Genomic DNA, 17,543 nt, shown 5'->3' with positions numbered 1-17,543 from the left:
GACCATACTTGACGTCAGCGCCATTGAAGGAGGGAGACACCATGTCCTGGCAAACACATACCGTCTTTAATCAACCTGCTCCGCTCAATAACAGTAACTTATTCCTGTCTGATGGCGCGCTGTGTGAAGCGGTTTCCCGGGAAGGCGCGGGATGGGATAGCGATCTTCTCGCCAGCATTGGCCAACAACTGGGAACGGCGGAATCACTGGAACTGGGGCGTCTGGCGAACGCGCATCCTCCTGAGTTGCTGCGTTACGATCCCCAGGGACAGCGCCTGGATGACGTTCGCTTTCATCCCGCCTGGCACCTGTTGATGCAGGGGCTTTGCGCTAATCGGGTACATAACCTGGCCTGGGAGGAAGAGGCAAGGGCGGGAAGTTTTGTCGCCCGGGCGGCGCGTTTTGTATTACATGCTCAGGTAGAAGCGGGAACACTCTGTCCTGTCACGATGACCTTTGCCGCGACGCCGTTGCTATTGCAGATGCTTCCCGCCACTTTCCATGACTGGCTGGCGCCGCTGCGCAGCGATCGCTACGATTCGCATTTGCTGCCGGGCGGGCAAAAACGGGGCCTGCTTATCGGCATGGGAATGACGGAAAAGCAGGGCGGATCTGACGTACTCAGTAATACGACCCACGCGGAGCGGCTGGCGGATGATTCATATCGGCTGGTGGGACATAAATGGTTTTTCTCTGTGCCGCAAAGTGATGCGCACCTCGTGCTGGCGCAGGCAAAAGGAGGACTATCCTGTTTCTTTGTGCCGCGTTTCCTGCCAGACGGGCAACGGAACTCTGTTCGTCTTGAACGCCTGAAAGATAAACTCGGTAATCGATCTAATGCCAGCGCCGAAGTCGAGTTTCAGGATGCCGTCGGCTGGCGGCTGGGAGAAGAGGGCGAAGGGATTCGGCATATCTTAAAGATGGGCGGTATGACGCGTCTTGACTGCGCGCTCGGGAGTCATGGTTTAATGCGGCGCGCGTTTTCAGTCGCGATTTACCATGCTCATCAGCGTCAGGCTTTTGGTAAGCCGCTGATCGAACAACCGTTGATGCGACAAACCTTAAGTCGTATGGCGCTATGCCTGGAGGGGCAGACGGCGCTGTTGTTTCGGCTGGCGCGCGCCTGGGAGCAACGTCGCGAGGCGAAAGAGGCATTATGGGCGCGATTATTCACGCCAGCGGCGAAATTCGCCATCTGTAAGCAGGGAATCCCTTTTGTGGCTGAGGCGATGGAGGTTCTCGGCGGGATGGGGTATTGCGAAGAGAGCGAACTCCCTCGCCTGTACCGTGAAATGCCGGTGAACAGTATCTGGGAAGGTTCCGGCAATATCATGTGTCTGGATGTACTTCGGGTGCTGACAAAACAACACGGCGTCTATGACGTATTGAGTGAAGCTTTTGCGGAAGTCAAAGGTCAGGATCGCCATTACGACCGCGCGGTACGTCAGCTACAGCAACGTTTACGCAAACCGGACGAAGCAATGGGCAGAGAGATTACGCAGCAGCTTTTCCTGCTGGGGTGCGGAGCGGAAATGCTGCGTCATGCCTCGCCGCCGCTGGCGCAAGCGTGGTGTCAGATGATGCTGGATACACGCGGCGAAATGCCGCTGCCTGCCCAGGTGCAAAATGATTTACTGTTAAGGGCGACCGGGGGACTGCGGTAACGTTTGACCTGTAGTACATGCCATCCTTCAGGCCGGATAAGACGCTGGCGTCGCCATCCGGCGCGAGCCACGCGGCATCAGGCATAGAGTATCGCCTGTACGCGCCAGTTATCCGACTGTTGTTCTTCATACATTTGAATAATTCTGTACCAGGACGCACCCTGTTCATCGGCTTTCAGGGCGATAATCCGCTCCACATCCTGTGGGTTTCCTGCAACATTACTGACCGAGATCAGGCCGATTTCATTCAGACCCGTTACGCAGTCAGCACTGGCGAATTCGGCAGACTGTGCCGTCGTACTCACCAGTCCGGCAGAAAGCAGCAGTGAGGATAAGGCAAGTTCTTGTTTCATCGTCAGCTCCTTATTACATACCCCGCATTTAACAGGACGCTCCATCACGGTAAACCTGTTTGTTTATTGTGCACAGGTAAACGCATAGGGACGCAAAGCAATGTAAAACTGACTAAAAATCAATCTACTGTTATTGACGATACAAAATGGCTTGTGAATACCACTGGCCGGTTACAACCGTTTCATCAACCATTAAGATAACGTAATAATCGGCTTTCGCAGCGACGGCTTTCGCTCTGATTTCATCTATTGCATCATCCGGGGAGCCCCGAACCAGCGCGCTTACGGTCCCCATCCGCTGTAGTCCTTGCGTTTGATCGCGACGGATTTCCTGCGGGTGATCGGCGACAGGCGGCGCAGGTTGCGGCGTACCCTGCAGCACGCTACACGCGCTTAATAACAGCGCTGCTATCAATGAAGCAAACCGACGCATAACTCTATCTCGTTTCCTGATAATCATAGTGTAATGCCTTATTGATTTCCCTTTAGGGGGAATGTTCCCGAAGTGTTACCTGTCACGCGATTTTCGAATGAAAACGTTGCGAAAGCGTAACCCAGTTCTCAAACATTATGAATTATTGCGCTATCCATAAACTTGCGTTAAGTATTTCTCCGTGGCATACCGGATAAAAAGGAGAGAATAATGATAGCGATTGAAACACGACAATTAGCCGGAGGCGTCGTACTACATGCCTTCCCGGAAGGGAAACGCGCCGTGCCGCTTCCCTGTGTGGTGTTCTATCATGGCTTCACCTCCTCCAGCCTGGTTTATAGTTATTTTGCCGTTGCCCTGGCACAGGCAGGATTCCGGGTAGTCATGCCGGATGCGCCGGAGCATGGCGCTCGCTTCGGCGGCGACTCACAGGGACGAATACACCGATTCTGGCAGATTCTGCACCAAAACATGCAGGAATTTACGACGTTACGTGCGGCGATTCAGGCGGAAAACTGGCTACTTGACGGGCGGTTAGCGGTGGGCGGCGCATCCATGGGCGGTATGACGGCGCTGGGCATTATGACGCGTCACCGAGAGGTAAAATGCGGGGCCAGTTTAATGGGGTCGGGCTATTTTACCGGGCTCGCCCGGACGCTTTTCCCGCCGTTATCCCCGCAGAATCCGGCACAGCAGGCGGAATTCGACAATATCATTGCGCCGCTACGTGAATGGGAAGTCACACACCAGTTAGAGCGACTGGCCGACAGGCCGCTTCTGTTGTGGCATGGTCAGGAGGATGACGTGGTGCCTGCTATCGAAACCTTCCGGCTCCAGCAGGCACTCGCCGGGGCGAAGCTGGATAAGCATGTGACCTGTTTATGGGCCGCAGGCGTGCGGCATCGCATTACGCCAGAAGCGTTGTCGGCGACGGTAGCGTTTTTCCGACAGCATCTTTAAACGCGGAGTATGTTTACACCCTGGGCTTCAAGCTGTTGCAAAACCTGCGGATTGGCATTTTTGCCGGTAATCAGCATAGCGATCTGATCGGCGCGGCTGAACAGCATCCCCGCGCGCTCGCCAATTTTACTGCTATCGACCAGCGCGACCAGTTTCCCGACGACGCTGAGCATTTTTTGTTCCGCCATAGCGGTTAGCATATCGGTCTTGTACAGGCCATCCGCAGTTAAGCCCTTTCCGCTGGTAAACATCCAGTGGCCAGCATAGAGACTGTTTTCACTTCCCTGCGGGCTCAGGGTAATCGACTGGCTTTTGTTGTACTGACCCCCCATGATAATCACGCTGTCATGCTCTTGATCGATCAGATAATTCGCCAGCGGCAGATAGTTGGTAATGATCTGTACCGGCTTCCCGCACATTTCGCGCCCCAGCAGGAAAGCGGTGGAGCCGCAGTTAATCACTACGCTCTCACCCGGGTTTACCAGCTGCGACGCCGCTTTCGCGATGCGTACTTTTTCATCGTGGTTTTGCGCCTGGTGCAGATTCATCGGCGTCCAGCGGGGCCGCTGTTGGGTTATGGCCTCTGCGCCGTTGCGCACTTTTTTAAGTTTCCCGCTTTCGTCGAGCTTGTTGATGTCGCGGCGCGCTGTCGCCGGGGAGATCCCCAGACGCTCAATCACGTTTTCGACGGTAACAAAGCCCAACTGTGCCAGCATATCCAGCAGTATTTGATGTCTTTGTGCTTCAGTCATGAGCTATTCCGATACAAATTGATTTGAAAAGATGATATTTGAAATAGCCTGGAAATACTAAAGTAAATGGAAAAAATGCCGGGTAATCCCGGCATGATATCGACTCACAGGAAGGATTTGAACGGTAGATCGGGTTCAATGGTAAAGCAATCGTCAAACCCACGCGGATAGTGGTATTCGAAATTGTCTTTATCCAGCGGCCAGGTAAACTTGCCGCCAACCTGCCAGATAAACGGTTTAAAACCATACTTCAGGCGATCTTTCTTCATTTCCCATAGCACGCGGATCTCTTGCGGATCGGCCTGGAAGTTCGACCAGATATCGTGATGGAACGGGATCACCACTTTGGTATTCAGCGATTCCGCCATGCGTAAAATATCCGCGCTGGTCATTTTGTCCGTAATACCGCGCGGGTTTTCACCGTAAGAACCGAGCGCGACATCAATTTGATGTTCGTTGCCGTGTTTCGCGTAGTAGTTGGAATAGTGAGAATCGCCGCTGTGATAGAGATTGCCGCCCGGCGTTTTAAACAGATAGTTAACCGCGCGTACATCCATGCCGTCCGGCAGTACGCCAGCGGCTTTCTGATCGGCGGGCAGGGTGATTAATGCGGTGCGGTCAAAGGCATCAAGCGCATGAATTTCAATATCTTTCACTTTCACGACATCGCCCGGTTTTACCACGATGCAGCGTTCTTTCGGCACGCCCCAGCCAACCCATAAATCCACGCAGGTCTGCGGGCCGATAAACGGAACATCATCGGCGCAATTCTGCATTACGGCAGCCGCGACATTGACGTCAATGTGATCGTTATGGTCGTGGGTCGCTAGTACGGCGTCAATCTGACGGATAGCGAAAGGATCGAGAACAAACGGCGTGGTGCGCAGGTTAGGCTGTAATTTTTTGACGCCAGCCATACGCTGCATCTGATGGCCGGTTTTCATCAACGGATTACCGTGGCTCTGTTTACCGGTACCGCACCAGAAATCGACGCATACGTTAGTGCCGCCTTCAGATTTTAGCCAGATACCGGTACAGCCCAGCCACCACATAGCGAACGTACCCGGCGCGACCTGCTCTTGCTCAATCTCTTCGTTCAGCCAGCTTCCCCACTCCGGAAACGTGCTCAGAATCCATGATTCACGCGTGATGCTTTGTACTTTACTCATCGCATTTACCTTCATGTTTGTTCAAAATGGTTCAAAACGTGATTTGTTTTGATTAATCCTGACACTATTTTCTCAAGAAGGCAATGGGCTATTTTTTGACTTTTGGGTAGAGGAGAACGCAGCCAGAAGAAAATTTAATCTTTTCTGGCGTCATGGGGATGTATTCATCTTTATGATTTTACTTATTTTAATGAAGAAATGAGTTATTTATAAGTAAACCATGTATTAAGTGTGCTAATTATTTGCGCGCTACGTCACATTTAATCAAATTCAATCTTGTTGTGATTACTTTTGAAAATTACAGTGGAGGGACATTATTCTGAGCGCCTGTGACTCAGCAACCTTGTCTACCGGAGATCGTTATGGAGATCCTCTACAACATCTTTACCATTTTTTTTAATCAGGTAATGACCAATGCCCCGCTATTACTGGGTATTGTGACCTGCCTGGGCTATATCCTGCTGCGTAAAAGCGTCAGCGTGATCATCAAAGGGACGATCAAAACCATCATTGGCTTCATGCTGCTACAGGCCGGGTCCGGCATTCTGACCAGCACCTTTAAACCGGTGGTGGCGAAAATGTCTGAGGTCTACGGCATCAACGGCGCGATTTCCGATACCTATGCTTCGATGATGGCAACGATCGAACGGATGGGTGATGCGTATAGTTGGGTAGGCTACGCGGTGTTGCTCGCGCTGGCGCTGAATATTTGTTACGTCTTGTTGCGACGCATTACCGGTATTCGCACCATCATGTTGACCGGGCACATCATGTTCCAGCAGGCGGGGCTGATTGCGGTCTCTTTCTATATCTTCGGCTATTCCATGTGGACCACCATTATCTGCACGGCGATACTGGTTTCCCTGTACTGGGGTATTACCTCCAACATGATGTACAAGCCGACTCAGGAAGTGACGGACGGCTGCGGTTTCTCCATCGGTCACCAGCAGCAGTTTGCTTCCTGGATTGCCTATAAAGTCGCGCCGTTCCTCGGCAAAAAAGAGGAAAGCGTTGAAGACCTCAAACTGCCAGGCTGGCTGAACATTTTCCATGACAACATCGTCTCCACGGCGATTGTAATGACCATCTTCTTTGGTGCCATTCTGCTCTCCTTTGGTATCGATACCGTACAGGCGATGGCGGGTAAAACCCACTGGACAATCTATATCCTGCAAACCGGTTTCTCCTTTGCGGTGGCGATCTTCATCATCACCCAGGGCGTGCGTATGTTTGTCGCCGAGCTCTCTGAGGCCTTTAACGGTATCTCCCAGCGTCTGATTCCGGGCGCAGTACTGGCGATTGACTGTGCGGCTATTTATAGCTTCGCGCCGAACGCGGTGGTCTGGGGCTTTATGTGGGGCACCATCGGCCAGCTGATTGCGGTTGGCATCCTGGTTGCCTGCGGCTCCTCGATCCTGATTATTCCTGGCTTTATCCCGATGTTCTTCTCTAACGCCACTATCGGCGTGTTCGCTAACCACTTCGGCGGCTGGCGTGCGGCGCTGAAGATTTGTCTGGTGATGGGGATGATCGAAATCTTTGGTTGCGTCTGGGCGGTGAAACTCACGGGGATGAGCGCCTGGATGGGTATGGCGGACTGGTCGATTCTGGCACCGCCGATGATGCAGGGCTTCTTCTCCCTCGGTATCGCCTTTATGGCCGTCATCATTGTAATTGCACTGGCTTATATGTTCTTCGCTGGCCGCGCACTGCGCGCAGAAGAAGATGCAGAAAAACAACTGGCAGAACAGTCTGCTTAATAAGGAGTTTTGATTATGACCGTACGTATTCTGGCTGTGTGTGGCAACGGACAGGGCAGTTCCATGATCATGAAAATGAAAGTGGACCAGTTTTTAACCCAATCAAACATTGACCACACGGTAAACAGCTGCGCGGTTGGCGAGTACAAAAGCGAGTTGAGCGGCGCGGATATCATCATCGCTTCTACCCATATTGCAGGCGAAATCAGCGTGACCGGCAACAAATATGTGGTTGGCGTGCGCAACATGCTGTCGCCTGCGGATTTTGGCCCGAAACTGCTGGAAGTGATCAAAGAACATTTCCCGCAAGACGTGAAGTAAGGATGCAACATGAAATTACGTGATTCACTGGCGGAGAATAATTCTATCCGCCTGCAGGCTGAAGCGAATACCTGGCAGGAAGCCGTCAAGATCGGCGTCGATTTACTGGTGGCTGCCGACGTGGTGGAGCCGCGTTATTACCAGGCCATTCTCGATGGCGTTGAGCAGTTTGGCCCCTATTTTGTGATTGCCCCCGGCCTGGCGATGCCGCATGGCCGCCCGGAAGAAGGGGTCAAGAAAACCGGTTTTTCTCTGGTGACGCTGAAAAAGCCGCTGGAGTTTAATCACGAAGATAACGACCCGGTCGATATTCTGATCACCATGGCGGCGGTTGATGCCAACACTCACCAGGAAGTGGGCATCATGCAGATCGTCAACCTGTTTGAAGACGAAGCTAATTTTGACCGTTTACGCGCCTGCCGCACCGCGCAGGAAGTCCTGGATCTCATTGACCGCACCAACGCGGCAGCTTAAGAAGGAATTGAAAATGTCATTACCAATGTTGCAGGTCGCGCTGGACAACCAGACTATGGATAGCGCCTATGAAACCACCCGCCTGATTGCCGAAGAGGTGGATATTATTGAAGTGGGCACCATTCTGTGCGTGGGCGAAGGCGTGCGCGCCGTTCGCGACCTGAAAGCGCTCTATCCGCACAAAATCGTGCTGGCGGACGCCAAAATTGCCGATGCCGGTAAAATCCTCTCCCGTATGTGTTTCGAAGCTAACGCGGACTGGGTGACGGTCATTTGCTGTGCGGATATCAACACCGCAAAAGGCGCGCTGGATGTGGCGAAAGAGTTCAACGGCGACGTGCAGATCGAACTGACCGGTTACTGGACCTGGGAACAGGCGCAGCAGTGGCGCGATGCGGGCATTCAGCAAGTGGTTTATCACCGCAGCCGTGACGCGCAGGCCGCAGGCGTGGCGTGGGGCGAGGCGGATATTACCGCGATTAAGCGGCTCTCCGATATGGGCTTTAAAGTGACCGTGACCGGCGGACTAGCGCTGGAAGACCTGCCGCTGTTCAAAGGCATTCCGATCCATGTCTTTATCGCGGGGCGTAGCATTCGCGATGCCGAATCGCCGGTAGAAGCCGCACGGCAGTTCAAACGCTCCATTGCCCAACTGTGGGGCTAAGGAGCGGCTATGCTGTCGAAACAAATTCCGCTCGGCATCTATGAAAAAGCGCTCCCTGCCGGGGAGTGCTGGCTGGAGCGCCTGCGGCTGGCGAAAACGCTGGGTTTTGACTTTGTTGAAATGTCGGTGGACGAGACCGACGCCCGACTGGCGCGGCTCGACTGGAGTCGCGAGCAGCGCCTGGCGCTGGTGAGCGCGGTTGCTGAAACCGGCGTGCGCGTGCCGTCCATGTGTCTGAGCGCGCATCGTCGTTTTCCGCTCGGTAGCGAAGATGACGCGGTACGGGCGCAGGGGCTGGAGATTATGCGTAAAGCGATTCAGTTTGCGCAGGACGTCGGGATTCGCGTCATTCAACTGGCGGGGTACGACGTTTACTATCAGCAGGCCAATGACGAAACGCGTTGCCGCTTCCGCGATGGGTTAAAAGAGAGCGTTGATATGGCCAGCCGCGCCCAGGTGACGCTGGCGATGGAGATCATGGATTACCCATTGATGAATTCCATCAGTAAAGCGCTGGGCTATGCTCACTACCTCAATAACCCGTGGTTCCAGCTCTATCCGGATATCGGCAATCTGTCTGCCTGGGATAACGACGTACAGATGGAGCTACAGGCGGGAATCGGGCATATCGTCGCGGTACACGTCAAAGATACTAAACCCGGCGTGTTCAAAAATGTGCCGTTTGGCGAAGGCGTTGTCGATTTCGAACGCTGCTTCGAAACGCTCAAACAGAGTGGCTATTGCGGGCCCTATCTGATTGAGATGTGGAGCGAAACAGCAGAGAACCCGGCGGCAGAGGTAGCGAAAGCGCGTGACTGGGTGAAAGCGCGCATGGCCAGCGCCGGTCTGGTGGAGGCAGCCTAATGCAAAAGCTCAAGCAGCAGGTATTTGACGCTAACATGGATTTGCCCCGTTATGGACTGGTGACGTTTACCTGGGGCAACGTCAGCGCTATCGATCGCGAACGCGGGCTGGTGGTGATTAAGCCAAGCGGTGTCGCCTATGAAACCATGAAGGTAGATGACATGGTGGTGGTGGATATGGATGGCAAAGTGGTGGAGGGAGGTTATCGTCCTTCTTCCGATACCGCTACCCATCTGGCGCTGTATCAACGCTATCCGTCGCTTGGCGGCGTCGTTCATACCCACTCCACCCACGCCACGGCATGGGCGCAGGCGGGGATGGCTATTCCGGCGCTCGGTACCACGCACGCGGACTATTTCTTTGGCGATATTCCTTGTACCAGGGCGTTAAGCGAAGAAGAAGTGCAGGGCGAGTACGAGCTGAACACCGGTAAGGTGATCATCGAAACGCTGGGCGAGGTGGAACCGCTGCATACGCCAGGCATTGTCGTGTATCAACACGGGCCATTCGCCTGGGGGAAAGATGCGCACGATGCGGTACATAACGCGGTCGTCATGGAAGAAGTGGCGAGAATGGCGTGGATTGCGCGCGGTATTAACCCTGGCCTCAACCCCATCGACGATTATCTGATGAACAAGCACTTCATGCGTAAGCATGGCCCGAATGCGTATTACGGGCAGAAGTGAAGTATGAGCTCCGGAATGTGAATATTATCGGGATGTCACAGGTCTAATTCCGGAGCCATCTTTCCGCGAAAAAAGCCCCCTGTTCAGGGGGCAAATCAACTATGGCTTTTTCGTTGGTTTTCCTGATGCTAGCGATAAATATTCGCGCTGGCGTGTATATTGCCATTGCTACCCGGTTCCCGGATAAGTATGACGTGATAATACATTGCGTTTCGCACGTCGGCCTCTTCATTCAGCGCCAGATTGGCTTCACTTTCCGTGGCGAAGTTATGGTTGATGTAGATCACGCCTAAGCTGCGCACATCATCCATATTTCTGGCCTGGTGATTATTTAACTCGATGGCTGCCGTTGCCGTTATGCCAGGCAAAAGCGCAGCCAGAAATAACATTATCCGGGCTCGCATAGAGTACCTCCTCAGCAGCGCGGTCTGGTTGGCGATATCCCCCTTTAGTGAATCGCTTCTGGTTTAATTTTAACCATAACCCGCCGCAGAGATGGCGACCTTTTCTGATGCTGTTGTTCAAAAAATTATCGCATTGTCGTTTTTTACCTGATTAACAACCCGTTGATGTATGCCGCTATGTTTAAGAAACCCTGAGTGGCAAAAAAGTACGCTGACCACAGTGTCAATTTCTCTGCTGCAACAGGCCGTTTATAGTGGCATGCGATATGAAGTTAATATCTCAGCAGCAAAATGCGACGGGACAGGCGTTACGTTCGGCACGATAAATAATTGTACAATCACCTTGAGTTTGCCCGCAGGCGCCAGTATTATAACGCGTCATTTTTCAGCCGACCTTTAACACGTTCCTTGCCTCCATGGGCTGCGGCTGACCCAGACAGGAGGCTGAATAATCCGTAAGGAGCAATTCGATGCGTCATTACGAAATCGTTTTTATGGTCCATCCTGACCAGAGCGAACAGGTTCCGGGCATGATCGAGCGTTACTCTGCTGCCATCACTGGCGCAGAAGGCAAGATCCACCGTCTGGAAGACTGGGGCCGCCGTCAGCTGGCTTACCCGATCAACAAACTGCACAAAGCGCACTACGTTCTGATGAACGTTGAAGCGCCGCAGGAAGTGATCGATGAGCTGGAAACTACCTTCCGCTTCAACGATGCCGTTATCCGCAGCATGGTTATGCGTACTAAGCACGCTGTTACCGAAGCTTCTCCGATGGTTAAAGCGAAAGACGAGCGCCGTGAGCGTCGCGATGATTTCGCTAACGAAACCGCAGATGATGCTGAAGCTGGGGATTCTGAAGAGTAATTTCTGATGACCAACCGTCTGGCGTTGTCCGGCACCGTGTGCAGGGCCCCCCTTCGAAAGGTCAGTCCATCAGGAATTCCGCATTGCCAGTTCGTGCTTGAGCATCGTTCTGTGCAAGAGGAAGCCGGCTTTCACCGGCAGGCGTGGTGCCAAATGCCCGTTATTGTTAGCGGACACGAAAACCAGGCCATTACTCACAGTATAACGGTCGGCAGCCGCATAACCGTTCAGGGGTTTATTTCTTGCCACAAGGCAAAGAACGGTCTGAGCAAAATGGTTCTGCATGCCGAGCAGATTGAATTGATAGATTCTGGAGACTAGCCATATGGCACGTTATTTCCGTCGTCGCAAGTTCTGCCGTTTCACCGCGGAAGGCGTTCAAGAGATCGACTATAAAGATATCGCTACGCTGAAAAACTACATCACCGAAAGCGGTAAGATTGTCCCAAGCCGTATCACCGGTACCCGTGCAAAATACCAGCGTCAGCTGGCTCGCGCTATCAAACGCGCTCGCTACCTGTCTCTGCTGCCGTACACTGATCGCCATCAGTAATCGGTCACGGTCCATTAATACGACTTTGAGAGGATAAGGTAATGCAAGTTATTCTGCTTGATAAAGTAGCAAACCTGGGTAGCCTGGGTGATCAGGTTAACGTTAAAGCGGGCTATGCTCGTAACTTCCTGGTACCACAGGGTAAAGCTGTTCCGGCTACCAAGAAAAACGTTGAATACTTCGAAGCACGTCGCGCTGAACTGGAAGCTAAACTGGCTGACGTTCTGGCTGCTGCAAATGCACGCGCAGAGAAAATCAACGCCCTGGAAACCGTTACTATCGCGTCTAAAGCAGGCGACGAAGGTAAACTGTTCGGTTCCATCGGTACTCGCGACATCGCTGACGCTGTGACTGCAGCTGGCGTTGACGTGGCTAAGAGCGAAGTTCGTCTGCCGAACGGCGTTCTGCGTACCACTGGCGAACACGAAGTGAACTTCCAGGTTCACAGCGAAGTATTCGCAAAAGTTATCATCAACGTGGTTGCTGAGTAATCAGTCATTCTCGTTTTTGCTAGCAACAAAACGTCGGCCCAGCGCCGGCGTTTTGCTTTTTTAACCCCATCGCTTTTCGACTGGCTATCTCCCCCTCTTTTCGCGATAATCAAAAATAAAACATTATTTTAATTTCTTGGTGAAAGAATGGATACCCAACGCCAGGCCTCCCCGTTTGCCCGCAAAAACGTCGTTTATGTGTGTGCCGCATTTTGTTGCCTGCTATGGGGCAGCGCTTATCCAGCCATCAAAAGCGGTTATGACCTCTTTCAGATAGCCACCGACGATATCCCTTCTAAAATTGTTTTTGCTGGTTATCGTTTTTTGTTTGCGGGTGGGTTGCTACTACTGTTCGCGCTGCTTCAGCGTAAACCGATTGGTCGGTTTCGTCCGCGCCAGTTTGCTCAGTTAACGTTACTGGGGCTGACCCAGACGTCGCTGCAATATCTCTTTTTCTATATCGGCCTTGCGTTTACCTCCGGCGTGAAAGGCTCAATCATGAACGCGACAGGCACATTCTTCAGCGTATTGCTGGCGCACTTTATTTATCAGAACGACCGATTGAGCTACAACAAAACGCTCGGCTGTATTCTGGGCTTTGCGGGCGTCATGGTGGTGAACGTCAGCAATGGCCTGGATTTCAGCTTTAATCTGCCGGGAGAAGGCTCCGTGGTGCTGGCGGCGTTTATTCTTTCTGCGGCCACGTTGTATGGCAAACGTCTCTCGCAGACGGTCGATCCGATGGTCATGACTGGCTATCAATTGGGGATTGGCGGTCTGGTACTGGTCATTGGCGGTTACGTTTTTGGCGGTACGCTGACGATACATGGCTTCTCGTCGGTGGCGATTTTAGTCTACCTGACGCTGCTCTCGTCGGTCGCTTTTGCGCTATGGAGCATTTTACTCAAATATAACCGCGTGGGGATGATTGCGCCGTTTAACTTTCTGATGCCGGTTTCTGGCGCGGCTCTTTCGGCTATTTTTCTCGGCGAGAATATATTGGAGTGGAAATACATGATTGCGCTGGTGCTGGTATGTTCGGGGATTTGGTGGGTGAATAAGGTGAAGCGGTAATGCTTCACCTGAACGAATAGGGTACAGGCGGGGTAAGGCGTAGCCGGCGTTACTGCGCGCGAATAAAACTGCCGTCAGGCTGACGCGTAAACAGCACCTGTTGACCGTTATCGCCATCTATCGTTAAACCCGTCACCACCCCGCTGGCATTCTGGCGAATTTTAATCATTTGACCATTTTTGAGATTACTCAGCGGCTTGCCAGCGCCTTCTACCTGCGCCATTGCATAAACGTCTGTCGGGGGCAGTCCGTGGTCACGGAACAGTTGCGCCAGAGTTTTACCAGACTCTACCCGGTACGAGCGCCACTGTTGACCGATGCCGCTATCCTGCTGGAAAGGCTGCGTCTGCGGCTGGTTTTGTTCTTCCGGCTGGCCTTCCTGGATAGGTTCCGGCGCAACGGGCGCCACCTGATCCGGATCGTTTTGCGGCGCGACCAGTTGCGCCTGAAGCTGGGCCTCCGTCGGCGGCTGTGATTGCGATTGCAGATCCAATTGCGCTTCCCGCGTGACGACAGGCGAGTCGCTGGTCTCGCTGGCGGGCAGCAGGAAACCGATCACCAGCACGATAGCGGCAATGATAATGCCACGACGATGCATAGGCGGCAGCGGCTCCATGATGCGAAAATTATCCGGCGCGTGCCAGATTTTCGCCAGGGTTGGTTTTAATTCAAAGCGCCCGGGCATGGTTTACCTCCTGCTCCGCATCTCGTTCCTTAATCATAGAGTATAGATGGCTAACGCTATGATACTGGTAGTGCTATCCGCTTTCGTGACATCAATACGGATAATCTATTGTTTCTTTTTCCCTGCGATTTGTCATCCTCCCTGAGACAAAGTTTTACCAGAAGAAGCGTGGCTGTTATGCTGCCCGCTACTTTTTTGATATCCAATGAAGGAAAAATAATGGCCACCCCGACTTTTGACACTATTGAAGCGCAAGCGAGCTACGGCATTGGTTTGCAGGTAGGGCAGCAGCTCAGCGAATCCGGTCTTGAAGGGCTGTTGCCTGAAGCGCTGGTTGCAGGCATTGCTGATGCGCTGGAAGGTAAACACCCGGCGGTTCCTGTTGATGTGGTGCATCGTGCGCTGCGTGAAATTCATGAGCGTGCGGACGCGGTGCGTCGTGAGCGTTTCAAAGCGATGGCGGCCGAAGGCGTGAAATACCTGGAAGAAAACCGCGAAAAAGACGGTGTGAACAGTACTGAGTCTGGTTTACAGTTCCGCGTTCTGACGCAGGGCGAAGGCGCGATTCCGGCGCGTACCGACCGCGTACGCGTGCATTACACCGGTAAGCTTATTGATGGCACCGTATTTGACAGCTCCGTCGCGCGCGGCGAGCCGGCTGAATTCCCGGTAAATGGCGTGATCGCCGGCTGGATTGAAGCGCTGACTCTGATGCCGGTAGGTTCCAAATGGGAACTGACTATCCCACAGGAGCTGGCCTATGGCGAGCGTGGGGCCGGGGCATCTATTCCGCCATTCAGCACCCTGGTGTTTGAGGTGGAACTGCTGGAAATTCTGTAAGCGCCCCGGGTTTGCCGGATGATGGCGTAAACGCCTTATCCGGCAACCCTGACTTCAGCAGATGCCAATATTTTATTTTGCAAATGGCGTCGTTACGTGTATTTTTGTGAGCTAATTCGCATTATCAAAGTGATATAACACTCATTTTAAACATAAAATTAACATTGTATTTGAATCTTAGTATTCATCCCGCCGATTCTTACCTAATATCGATGAGTCCTGATAACAGGATCGTCGTATCATAGACCAAAGGCCGTAGAGCCCGCACAACACAGACAGGTACAGGAAGAAAAACATGGTAGATCAGGTAAAAGTCGCAGCCGACGAACAGGCTCCGGCTGAACAGTCGCTACGGCGCAATCTTACAAACCGTCATATACAGCTTATCGCTATTGGCGGCGCTATTGGTACCGGTCTGTTTATGGGATCGGGTAAAACGATCAGTCTCGCCGGACCGTCGATCATTTTTGTGTATATGATCATCGGTTTTATGCTTTTTTTCGTGATGCGCGCCATGGGGGAATTGCTGCTCTCGAATCTGGAATATAAATCGTTTAGCGATTTTGCTTCCGACCTGCTTGGCCCCTGGGCGGGATATTTCACCGGCTGGACGTACTGGTTTTGCTGGGTAGTGACCGGTATGGCTGACGTGGTGGCGATTACCGCCTACGCGCAGTTCTGGTTTCCCGGCCTTTCCGATTGGGTCGCCTCGCTGGCGGTAGTGATCCTGCTGTTAAGCCTCAACCTCGCCACCGTTAAAATGTTTGGTGAAATGGAATTTTGGTTTGCTATGGTCAAAATCGTCGCCATTGTGGCGTTGATTGTGGTCGGGCTGGTGATGATTGCGATGCACTTTAAATCGCCGACCGGCGTTGAAGCGTCTTTCGCGCATCTGTGGAATGACGGCGGCTGGTTCCCGAAAGGCATTAGCGGGTTCTTTGCCGGTTTCCAGATTGCGGTATTCGCCTTCGTGGGCATTGAGCTGGTCGGTACTACCGCCGCAGAAACTAAAGATCCGGAAAAATCGCTGCCGCGCGCGATTAACTCAATACCGATCCGTATCATCATGTTCTACGTCTTTGCGCTGATTGTCATTATGTCGGTGACGCCGTGGAGTTCCGTGGTGCCGGATAAGAGCCCGTTTGTTGAGCTGTTTGTACTGGTGGGTCTGCCTGCCGCCGCGAGCGTGATCAACTTTGTCGTGCTGACCTCGGCGGCGTCTTCCGCCAACAGCGGCGTCTTCTCGACCAGCCGTATGCTGTTTGGCCTGGCGCAAGAAGGCGTGGCGCCAAAAGCATTCGCTAAGCTATCGAAACGCGCGGTACCGGCGAAAGGCCTGACCTTCTCCTGTATCTGCCTGCTGGGCGGCGTGGTTATGCTGATGGTCAACCCGAGCGTGATTGGCGCATTCACCATGATCACTACGGTTTCGGCTATCCTGTTTATGTTTGTCTGGACCATCATTCTGTGTTCATACCTGGTGTACCGCAAAAAGCGTCCCCACCTGCATGAAAAATCCATCTATAAGATGCCGCTCGGTAAGCTGATGTGCTGGGTCTGTATGGCGTTCTTTGCGTTCGTGCTGGTATTACTGACGCTGGAAGACGATACGCGCCAGGCGCTGATCGTGACGCCGCTGTGGTTTATCGCGTTGGGTCTGGGCTGGCTGTTGATAGGTAAGAAACGGATGGCGGGAATGCGTTAATTGTTTTGCCCGGTGGCGCTGGCGCTTACCGGGCTTACAGCGTAGCGTTGATTTGTAGGCCGGATAAGGCGCAGTTTACAGCCGCCATCCGGCAAAATGCCCGGCTGGCGATTATTCCCCGGCCAGCGCGCGTGGGAACAGCACGTTATTCTCCAGGCTGATGTGCTCCATCAGATCATCAATCATCTCATTAATGCCGTTATACATCGCTTTCCAGGTGGTACAGGCTTCTGGCGGCGGCGTTACATTTTGGGTGACGTGTTTGATGACGTCTACCAGCTCTCCCGCCTCGTCATGCTCGCTTTCCATTACGCTTATCGGGCCCGTTGCCTGGCGACCCATACCCTGTTTGATCATGGGGAACAGGATCTGTTCTTCTTTCATCATATGGCTGGAAAGCTCTTCATGCAGCGCGGTGAGATATTTTGTCAGGCCGCGTGGGACGTTTGGCTTATCCGCGTGGACGCGTTCCACTTTGGTTGCCTGCAGGATAAGCTCCGGCAGTTGTTCGCGGTGTCGGTCATGATAGCGCACAACGATATGGTCAATAATGTCCGCCAGCGGAACGGCGCGCCAGTCTTTTTCGATGGGCTGTTCAGCCAACTGCGCCAGTTGCGCTTCAATGATGTCAATATCGACGTCGTGACGCGCGGCGGCGCGCGCCAGCGTCTGTTTTCCGCCGCAGCAGTAATCCATATCGTACTGGCGAAACAGCGCCGATGCGCGGGGAATAGAGAGCGCCAGTTCGCCTAAAGGTTGATCGCGATAAGCCATAGCCGTTACCTCATTTGCAATAATATAAGTTGTATTTTAAATGCATCTTTA

Annotated in this window: 23 protein-coding genes; 16 read left to right on the top strand and 7 right to left on the bottom strand. The window is 53.0% G+C overall.

What is annotated here, in order from left to right; all coding sequences use genetic code 11:
- The first annotated feature begins 41 nt into the window (after window positions 1–41).
- Window positions 42–1,664, top strand: a complete 1,623-nt coding sequence (locus EOS98_RS20360; RefSeq protein ID WP_000118964.1) for an isovaleryl-CoA dehydrogenase — start codon at window positions 42–44, stop codon at window positions 1,662–1,664.
- 77 nt (window positions 1,665–1,741) lie between these two features.
- On the opposite strand, the gene yjfN is transcribed toward EOS98_RS20360, so the two are convergent.
- Window positions 1,742–2,017 carry a DUF1471 family protease activator YjfN gene (gene yjfN / locus EOS98_RS20355; RefSeq protein ID WP_001518964.1) on the bottom strand — a complete coding sequence of 92 codons (276 nt, stop codon included), beginning with the start codon at window positions 2,015–2,017 and terminating at the stop codon, window positions 1,742–1,744.
- A gap of 130 nt (window positions 2,018–2,147) precedes the next feature.
- Complete coding sequence (gene bsmA, locus EOS98_RS20350) at window positions 2,148–2,477, bottom strand: biofilm peroxide resistance protein BsmA (protein WP_000586836.1); 330 nt, start codon at window positions 2,475–2,477, stop codon at window positions 2,148–2,150.
- A 183-nt stretch (window positions 2,478–2,660) separates the two neighbouring features.
- Here bsmA and yjfP point away from each other — a divergent pair, with 183 nt between their 5' ends.
- Entirely contained in the window at window positions 2,661–3,410 is a 750-nt protein-coding gene (yjfP, locus tag EOS98_RS20345) for an esterase (RefSeq protein WP_000560304.1), read from the top strand.
- Here yjfP and ulaR read toward each other — a convergent pair.
- Window positions 3,407–4,162 (bottom strand): HTH-type transcriptional regulator UlaR, encoded by a 756-nt coding sequence (gene ulaR / locus EOS98_RS20340; protein WP_001525301.1) that lies wholly within the window; start codon window positions 4,160–4,162, stop codon window positions 3,407–3,409. The two genes, yjfP and ulaR, sit on opposite strands and share 4 nt — an antisense overlap.
- 104 nt (window positions 4,163–4,266) lie before the next feature.
- Window positions 4,267–5,331 carry an L-ascorbate 6-phosphate lactonase gene (ulaG, locus tag EOS98_RS20335; RefSeq protein WP_000049161.1) on the bottom strand — a complete coding sequence of 355 codons (1,065 nt, stop codon included), beginning with the start codon at window positions 5,329–5,331 and terminating at the stop codon, window positions 4,267–4,269.
- 362 nt (window positions 5,332–5,693) lie between these two features.
- Between ulaG and ulaA the strand changes: the two genes are divergently transcribed.
- From ulaA to EOS98_RS20305, 6 genes are read left to right on the top strand one after another with little or no spacing between them, the layout of a single operon-like run.
- Entirely contained in the window at window positions 5,694–7,091 is a 1,398-nt protein-coding gene (ulaA, locus tag EOS98_RS20330; protein ID WP_000404873.1) for a PTS ascorbate transporter subunit IIC, read from the top strand.
- Between the two features lie 15 nt (window positions 7,092–7,106).
- On the top strand, window positions 7,107–7,412 hold the full coding sequence (gene ulaB, locus EOS98_RS20325) for a PTS ascorbate transporter subunit IIB (RefSeq protein WP_000218358.1): 306 nt from the start codon (window positions 7,107–7,109) through the stop codon (window positions 7,410–7,412).
- A 9-nt stretch (window positions 7,413–7,421) separates the two neighbouring features.
- Window positions 7,422–7,886 (top strand): PTS ascorbate transporter subunit IIA, encoded by a 465-nt coding sequence (gene ulaC / locus EOS98_RS20320; RefSeq protein WP_000776531.1) that lies wholly within the window; start codon window positions 7,422–7,424, stop codon window positions 7,884–7,886.
- Window positions 7,887–7,899: 13 nt separating this feature from the next.
- Entirely contained in the window at window positions 7,900–8,550 is a 651-nt protein-coding gene (gene ulaD, locus EOS98_RS20315; protein WP_000056761.1) for a 3-keto-L-gulonate-6-phosphate decarboxylase UlaD, read from the top strand.
- A gap of 9 nt (window positions 8,551–8,559) precedes the next feature.
- Window positions 8,560–9,414, top strand: a complete 855-nt coding sequence (gene ulaE / locus EOS98_RS20310) for an L-ribulose-5-phosphate 3-epimerase UlaE (protein WP_000949530.1) — start codon at window positions 8,560–8,562, stop codon at window positions 9,412–9,414.
- Window positions 9,414–10,100 carry an L-ribulose-5-phosphate 4-epimerase gene (locus tag EOS98_RS20305; RefSeq protein ID WP_001170769.1) on the top strand — a complete coding sequence of 229 codons (687 nt, stop codon included), beginning with the start codon at window positions 9,414–9,416 and terminating at the stop codon, window positions 10,098–10,100. The genes ulaE and EOS98_RS20305 overlap by 1 nt, the downstream gene beginning before the upstream one ends.
- 128 nt (window positions 10,101–10,228) lie before the next feature.
- Here the strand turns inward: EOS98_RS20305 and yjfY are convergent, their stop codons facing one another.
- Window positions 10,229–10,504, bottom strand: a complete 276-nt coding sequence (gene yjfY, locus EOS98_RS20300; protein WP_001529484.1) for a DUF1471 family protein YjfY — start codon at window positions 10,502–10,504, stop codon at window positions 10,229–10,231.
- 169 nt (window positions 10,505–10,673) lie between these two features.
- Here yjfY and EOS98_RS20290 point away from each other — a divergent pair, with 169 nt between their 5' ends.
- The 6 genes from EOS98_RS20290 (at window position 10,674) to EOS98_RS20265 (ending at window position 13,488) form a co-directional block, all read left to right on the top strand.
- On the top strand, window positions 10,674–10,904 hold the full coding sequence (locus EOS98_RS20290) for a hypothetical protein (protein ID WP_001600988.1): 231 nt from the start codon (window positions 10,674–10,676) through the stop codon (window positions 10,902–10,904).
- A gap of 70 nt (window positions 10,905–10,974) precedes the next feature.
- Window positions 10,975–11,370, top strand: coding sequence for a 30S ribosomal protein S6 (rpsF, locus tag EOS98_RS20285; RefSeq protein WP_001216673.1), 396 nt, complete (start codon window positions 10,975–10,977; stop codon window positions 11,368–11,370).
- A 6-nt stretch (window positions 11,371–11,376) separates the two neighbouring features.
- Window positions 11,377–11,691: a primosomal replication protein N gene (priB, locus tag EOS98_RS20280; protein WP_001519453.1), complete on the top strand. Its 315-nt coding sequence runs from the start codon at window positions 11,377–11,379 to the stop codon at window positions 11,689–11,691.
- Window positions 11,692–11,695: 4 nt separating this feature from the next.
- Window positions 11,696–11,923, top strand: coding sequence for a 30S ribosomal protein S18 (rpsR, locus tag EOS98_RS20275; protein ID WP_000135199.1), 228 nt, complete (start codon window positions 11,696–11,698; stop codon window positions 11,921–11,923).
- Window positions 11,924–11,964: 41 nt separating this feature from the next.
- Window positions 11,965–12,414 carry a 50S ribosomal protein L9 gene (gene rplI / locus EOS98_RS20270; protein WP_001196065.1) on the top strand — a complete coding sequence of 150 codons (450 nt, stop codon included), beginning with the start codon at window positions 11,965–11,967 and terminating at the stop codon, window positions 12,412–12,414.
- Between the two features lie 147 nt (window positions 12,415–12,561).
- A complete protein-coding gene (locus EOS98_RS20265) occupies window positions 12,562–13,488 on the top strand; it encodes a DMT family transporter (RefSeq protein ID WP_126524341.1) in 927 nt (308 codons plus the stop codon).
- A gap of 49 nt (window positions 13,489–13,537) precedes the next feature.
- Here EOS98_RS20265 and EOS98_RS20260 read toward each other — a convergent pair whose 3' ends face one another.
- The gene (locus tag EOS98_RS20260; RefSeq protein WP_001119448.1) at window positions 13,538–14,173 is read right to left on the bottom strand and encodes an OapA family protein; all 636 of its coding nucleotides are present in this window, start codon (window positions 14,171–14,173) and stop codon (window positions 13,538–13,540) included.
- Between the two features lie 219 nt (window positions 14,174–14,392).
- On the opposite strand from EOS98_RS20260, the gene fklB reads away from it, so the two are divergent.
- Both fklB and cycA read left to right on the top strand, forming a co-directional pair.
- A complete protein-coding gene (gene fklB, locus EOS98_RS20255; protein ID WP_000235161.1) occupies window positions 14,393–15,013 on the top strand; it encodes an FKBP-type peptidyl-prolyl cis-trans isomerase in 621 nt (206 codons plus the stop codon).
- A gap of 295 nt (window positions 15,014–15,308) precedes the next feature.
- Complete coding sequence (gene cycA / locus EOS98_RS20250; protein ID WP_000228322.1) at window positions 15,309–16,718, top strand: D-serine/D-alanine/glycine transporter; 1,410 nt, start codon at window positions 15,309–15,311, stop codon at window positions 16,716–16,718.
- Window positions 16,719–16,829: 111 nt separating this feature from the next.
- On the opposite strand, the gene ytfE is transcribed toward cycA, so the two are convergent.
- Entirely contained in the window at window positions 16,830–17,492 is a 663-nt protein-coding gene (ytfE, locus tag EOS98_RS20245; protein ID WP_000331471.1) for an iron-sulfur cluster repair protein YtfE, read from the bottom strand.
- Between the last annotated feature and the right edge of the window lie 51 nt (window positions 17,493–17,543).

It is taken from the genome of Salmonella sp. SSDFZ69, from assembly GCF_004010755.1.
GTDB lineage: Bacteria > Pseudomonadota > Gammaproteobacteria > Enterobacterales > Enterobacteriaceae > Salmonella > Salmonella enterica.
The sequence above is the reverse complement of the archived record's forward strand: the minus strand, read 5'-3'. Positions and strand labels throughout refer to the sequence as shown.

Coding starts and splice junctions, on each gene's coding strand:
- yjfY (WP_001529484.1), bottom strand. CDS start 10,504: ATGCGAGCCCGGATAATGTTATTTCTGGCTGCGCTTTTGCCTGGCATA.
- rplI (WP_001196065.1), top strand. CDS start 11,965: ATGCAAGTTATTCTGCTTGATAAAGTAGCAAACCTGGGTAGCCTGGGT.
- ulaB (WP_000218358.1), top strand. CDS start 7,107: ATGACCGTACGTATTCTGGCTGTGTGTGGCAACGGACAGGGCAGTTCC.
- ulaD (WP_000056761.1), top strand. CDS start 7,900: ATGTCATTACCAATGTTGCAGGTCGCGCTGGACAACCAGACTATGGAT.
- cycA (WP_000228322.1), top strand. CDS start 15,309: ATGGTAGATCAGGTAAAAGTCGCAGCCGACGAACAGGCTCCGGCTGAA.
- ytfE (WP_000331471.1), bottom strand. CDS start 17,492: ATGGCTTATCGCGATCAACCTTTAGGCGAACTGGCGCTCTCTATTCCC.
- rpsR (WP_000135199.1), top strand. CDS start 11,696: ATGGCACGTTATTTCCGTCGTCGCAAGTTCTGCCGTTTCACCGCGGAA.
- priB (WP_001519453.1), top strand. CDS start 11,377: ATGACCAACCGTCTGGCGTTGTCCGGCACCGTGTGCAGGGCCCCCCTT.
- rpsF (WP_001216673.1), top strand. CDS start 10,975: ATGCGTCATTACGAAATCGTTTTTATGGTCCATCCTGACCAGAGCGAA.
- EOS98_RS20360 (WP_000118964.1), top strand. CDS start 42: ATGTCCTGGCAAACACATACCGTCTTTAATCAACCTGCTCCGCTCAAT.
- EOS98_RS20260 (WP_001119448.1), bottom strand. CDS start 14,173: ATGCCCGGGCGCTTTGAATTAAAACCAACCCTGGCGAAAATCTGGCAC.
- EOS98_RS20305 (WP_001170769.1), top strand. CDS start 9,414: ATGCAAAAGCTCAAGCAGCAGGTATTTGACGCTAACATGGATTTGCCC.
- yjfN (WP_001518964.1), bottom strand. CDS start 2,017: ATGAAACAAGAACTTGCCTTATCCTCACTGCTGCTTTCTGCCGGACTG.
- bsmA (WP_000586836.1), bottom strand. CDS start 2,477: ATGATTATCAGGAAACGAGATAGAGTTATGCGTCGGTTTGCTTCATTG.
- ulaR (WP_001525301.1), bottom strand. CDS start 4,162: ATGACTGAAGCACAAAGACATCAAATACTGCTGGATATGCTGGCACAG.
- ulaG (WP_000049161.1), bottom strand. CDS start 5,331: ATGAGTAAAGTACAAAGCATCACGCGTGAATCATGGATTCTGAGCACG.
- fklB (WP_000235161.1), top strand. CDS start 14,393: ATGGCCACCCCGACTTTTGACACTATTGAAGCGCAAGCGAGCTACGGC.
- ulaC (WP_000776531.1), top strand. CDS start 7,422: ATGAAATTACGTGATTCACTGGCGGAGAATAATTCTATCCGCCTGCAG.
- ulaA (WP_000404873.1), top strand. CDS start 5,694: ATGGAGATCCTCTACAACATCTTTACCATTTTTTTTAATCAGGTAATG.
- EOS98_RS20265 (WP_126524341.1), top strand. CDS start 12,562: ATGGATACCCAACGCCAGGCCTCCCCGTTTGCCCGCAAAAACGTCGTT.
- EOS98_RS20290 (WP_001600988.1), top strand. CDS start 10,674: ATGCCGCTATGTTTAAGAAACCCTGAGTGGCAAAAAAGTACGCTGACC.
- ulaE (WP_000949530.1), top strand. CDS start 8,560: ATGCTGTCGAAACAAATTCCGCTCGGCATCTATGAAAAAGCGCTCCCT.
- yjfP (WP_000560304.1), top strand. CDS start 2,661: ATGATAGCGATTGAAACACGACAATTAGCCGGAGGCGTCGTACTACAT.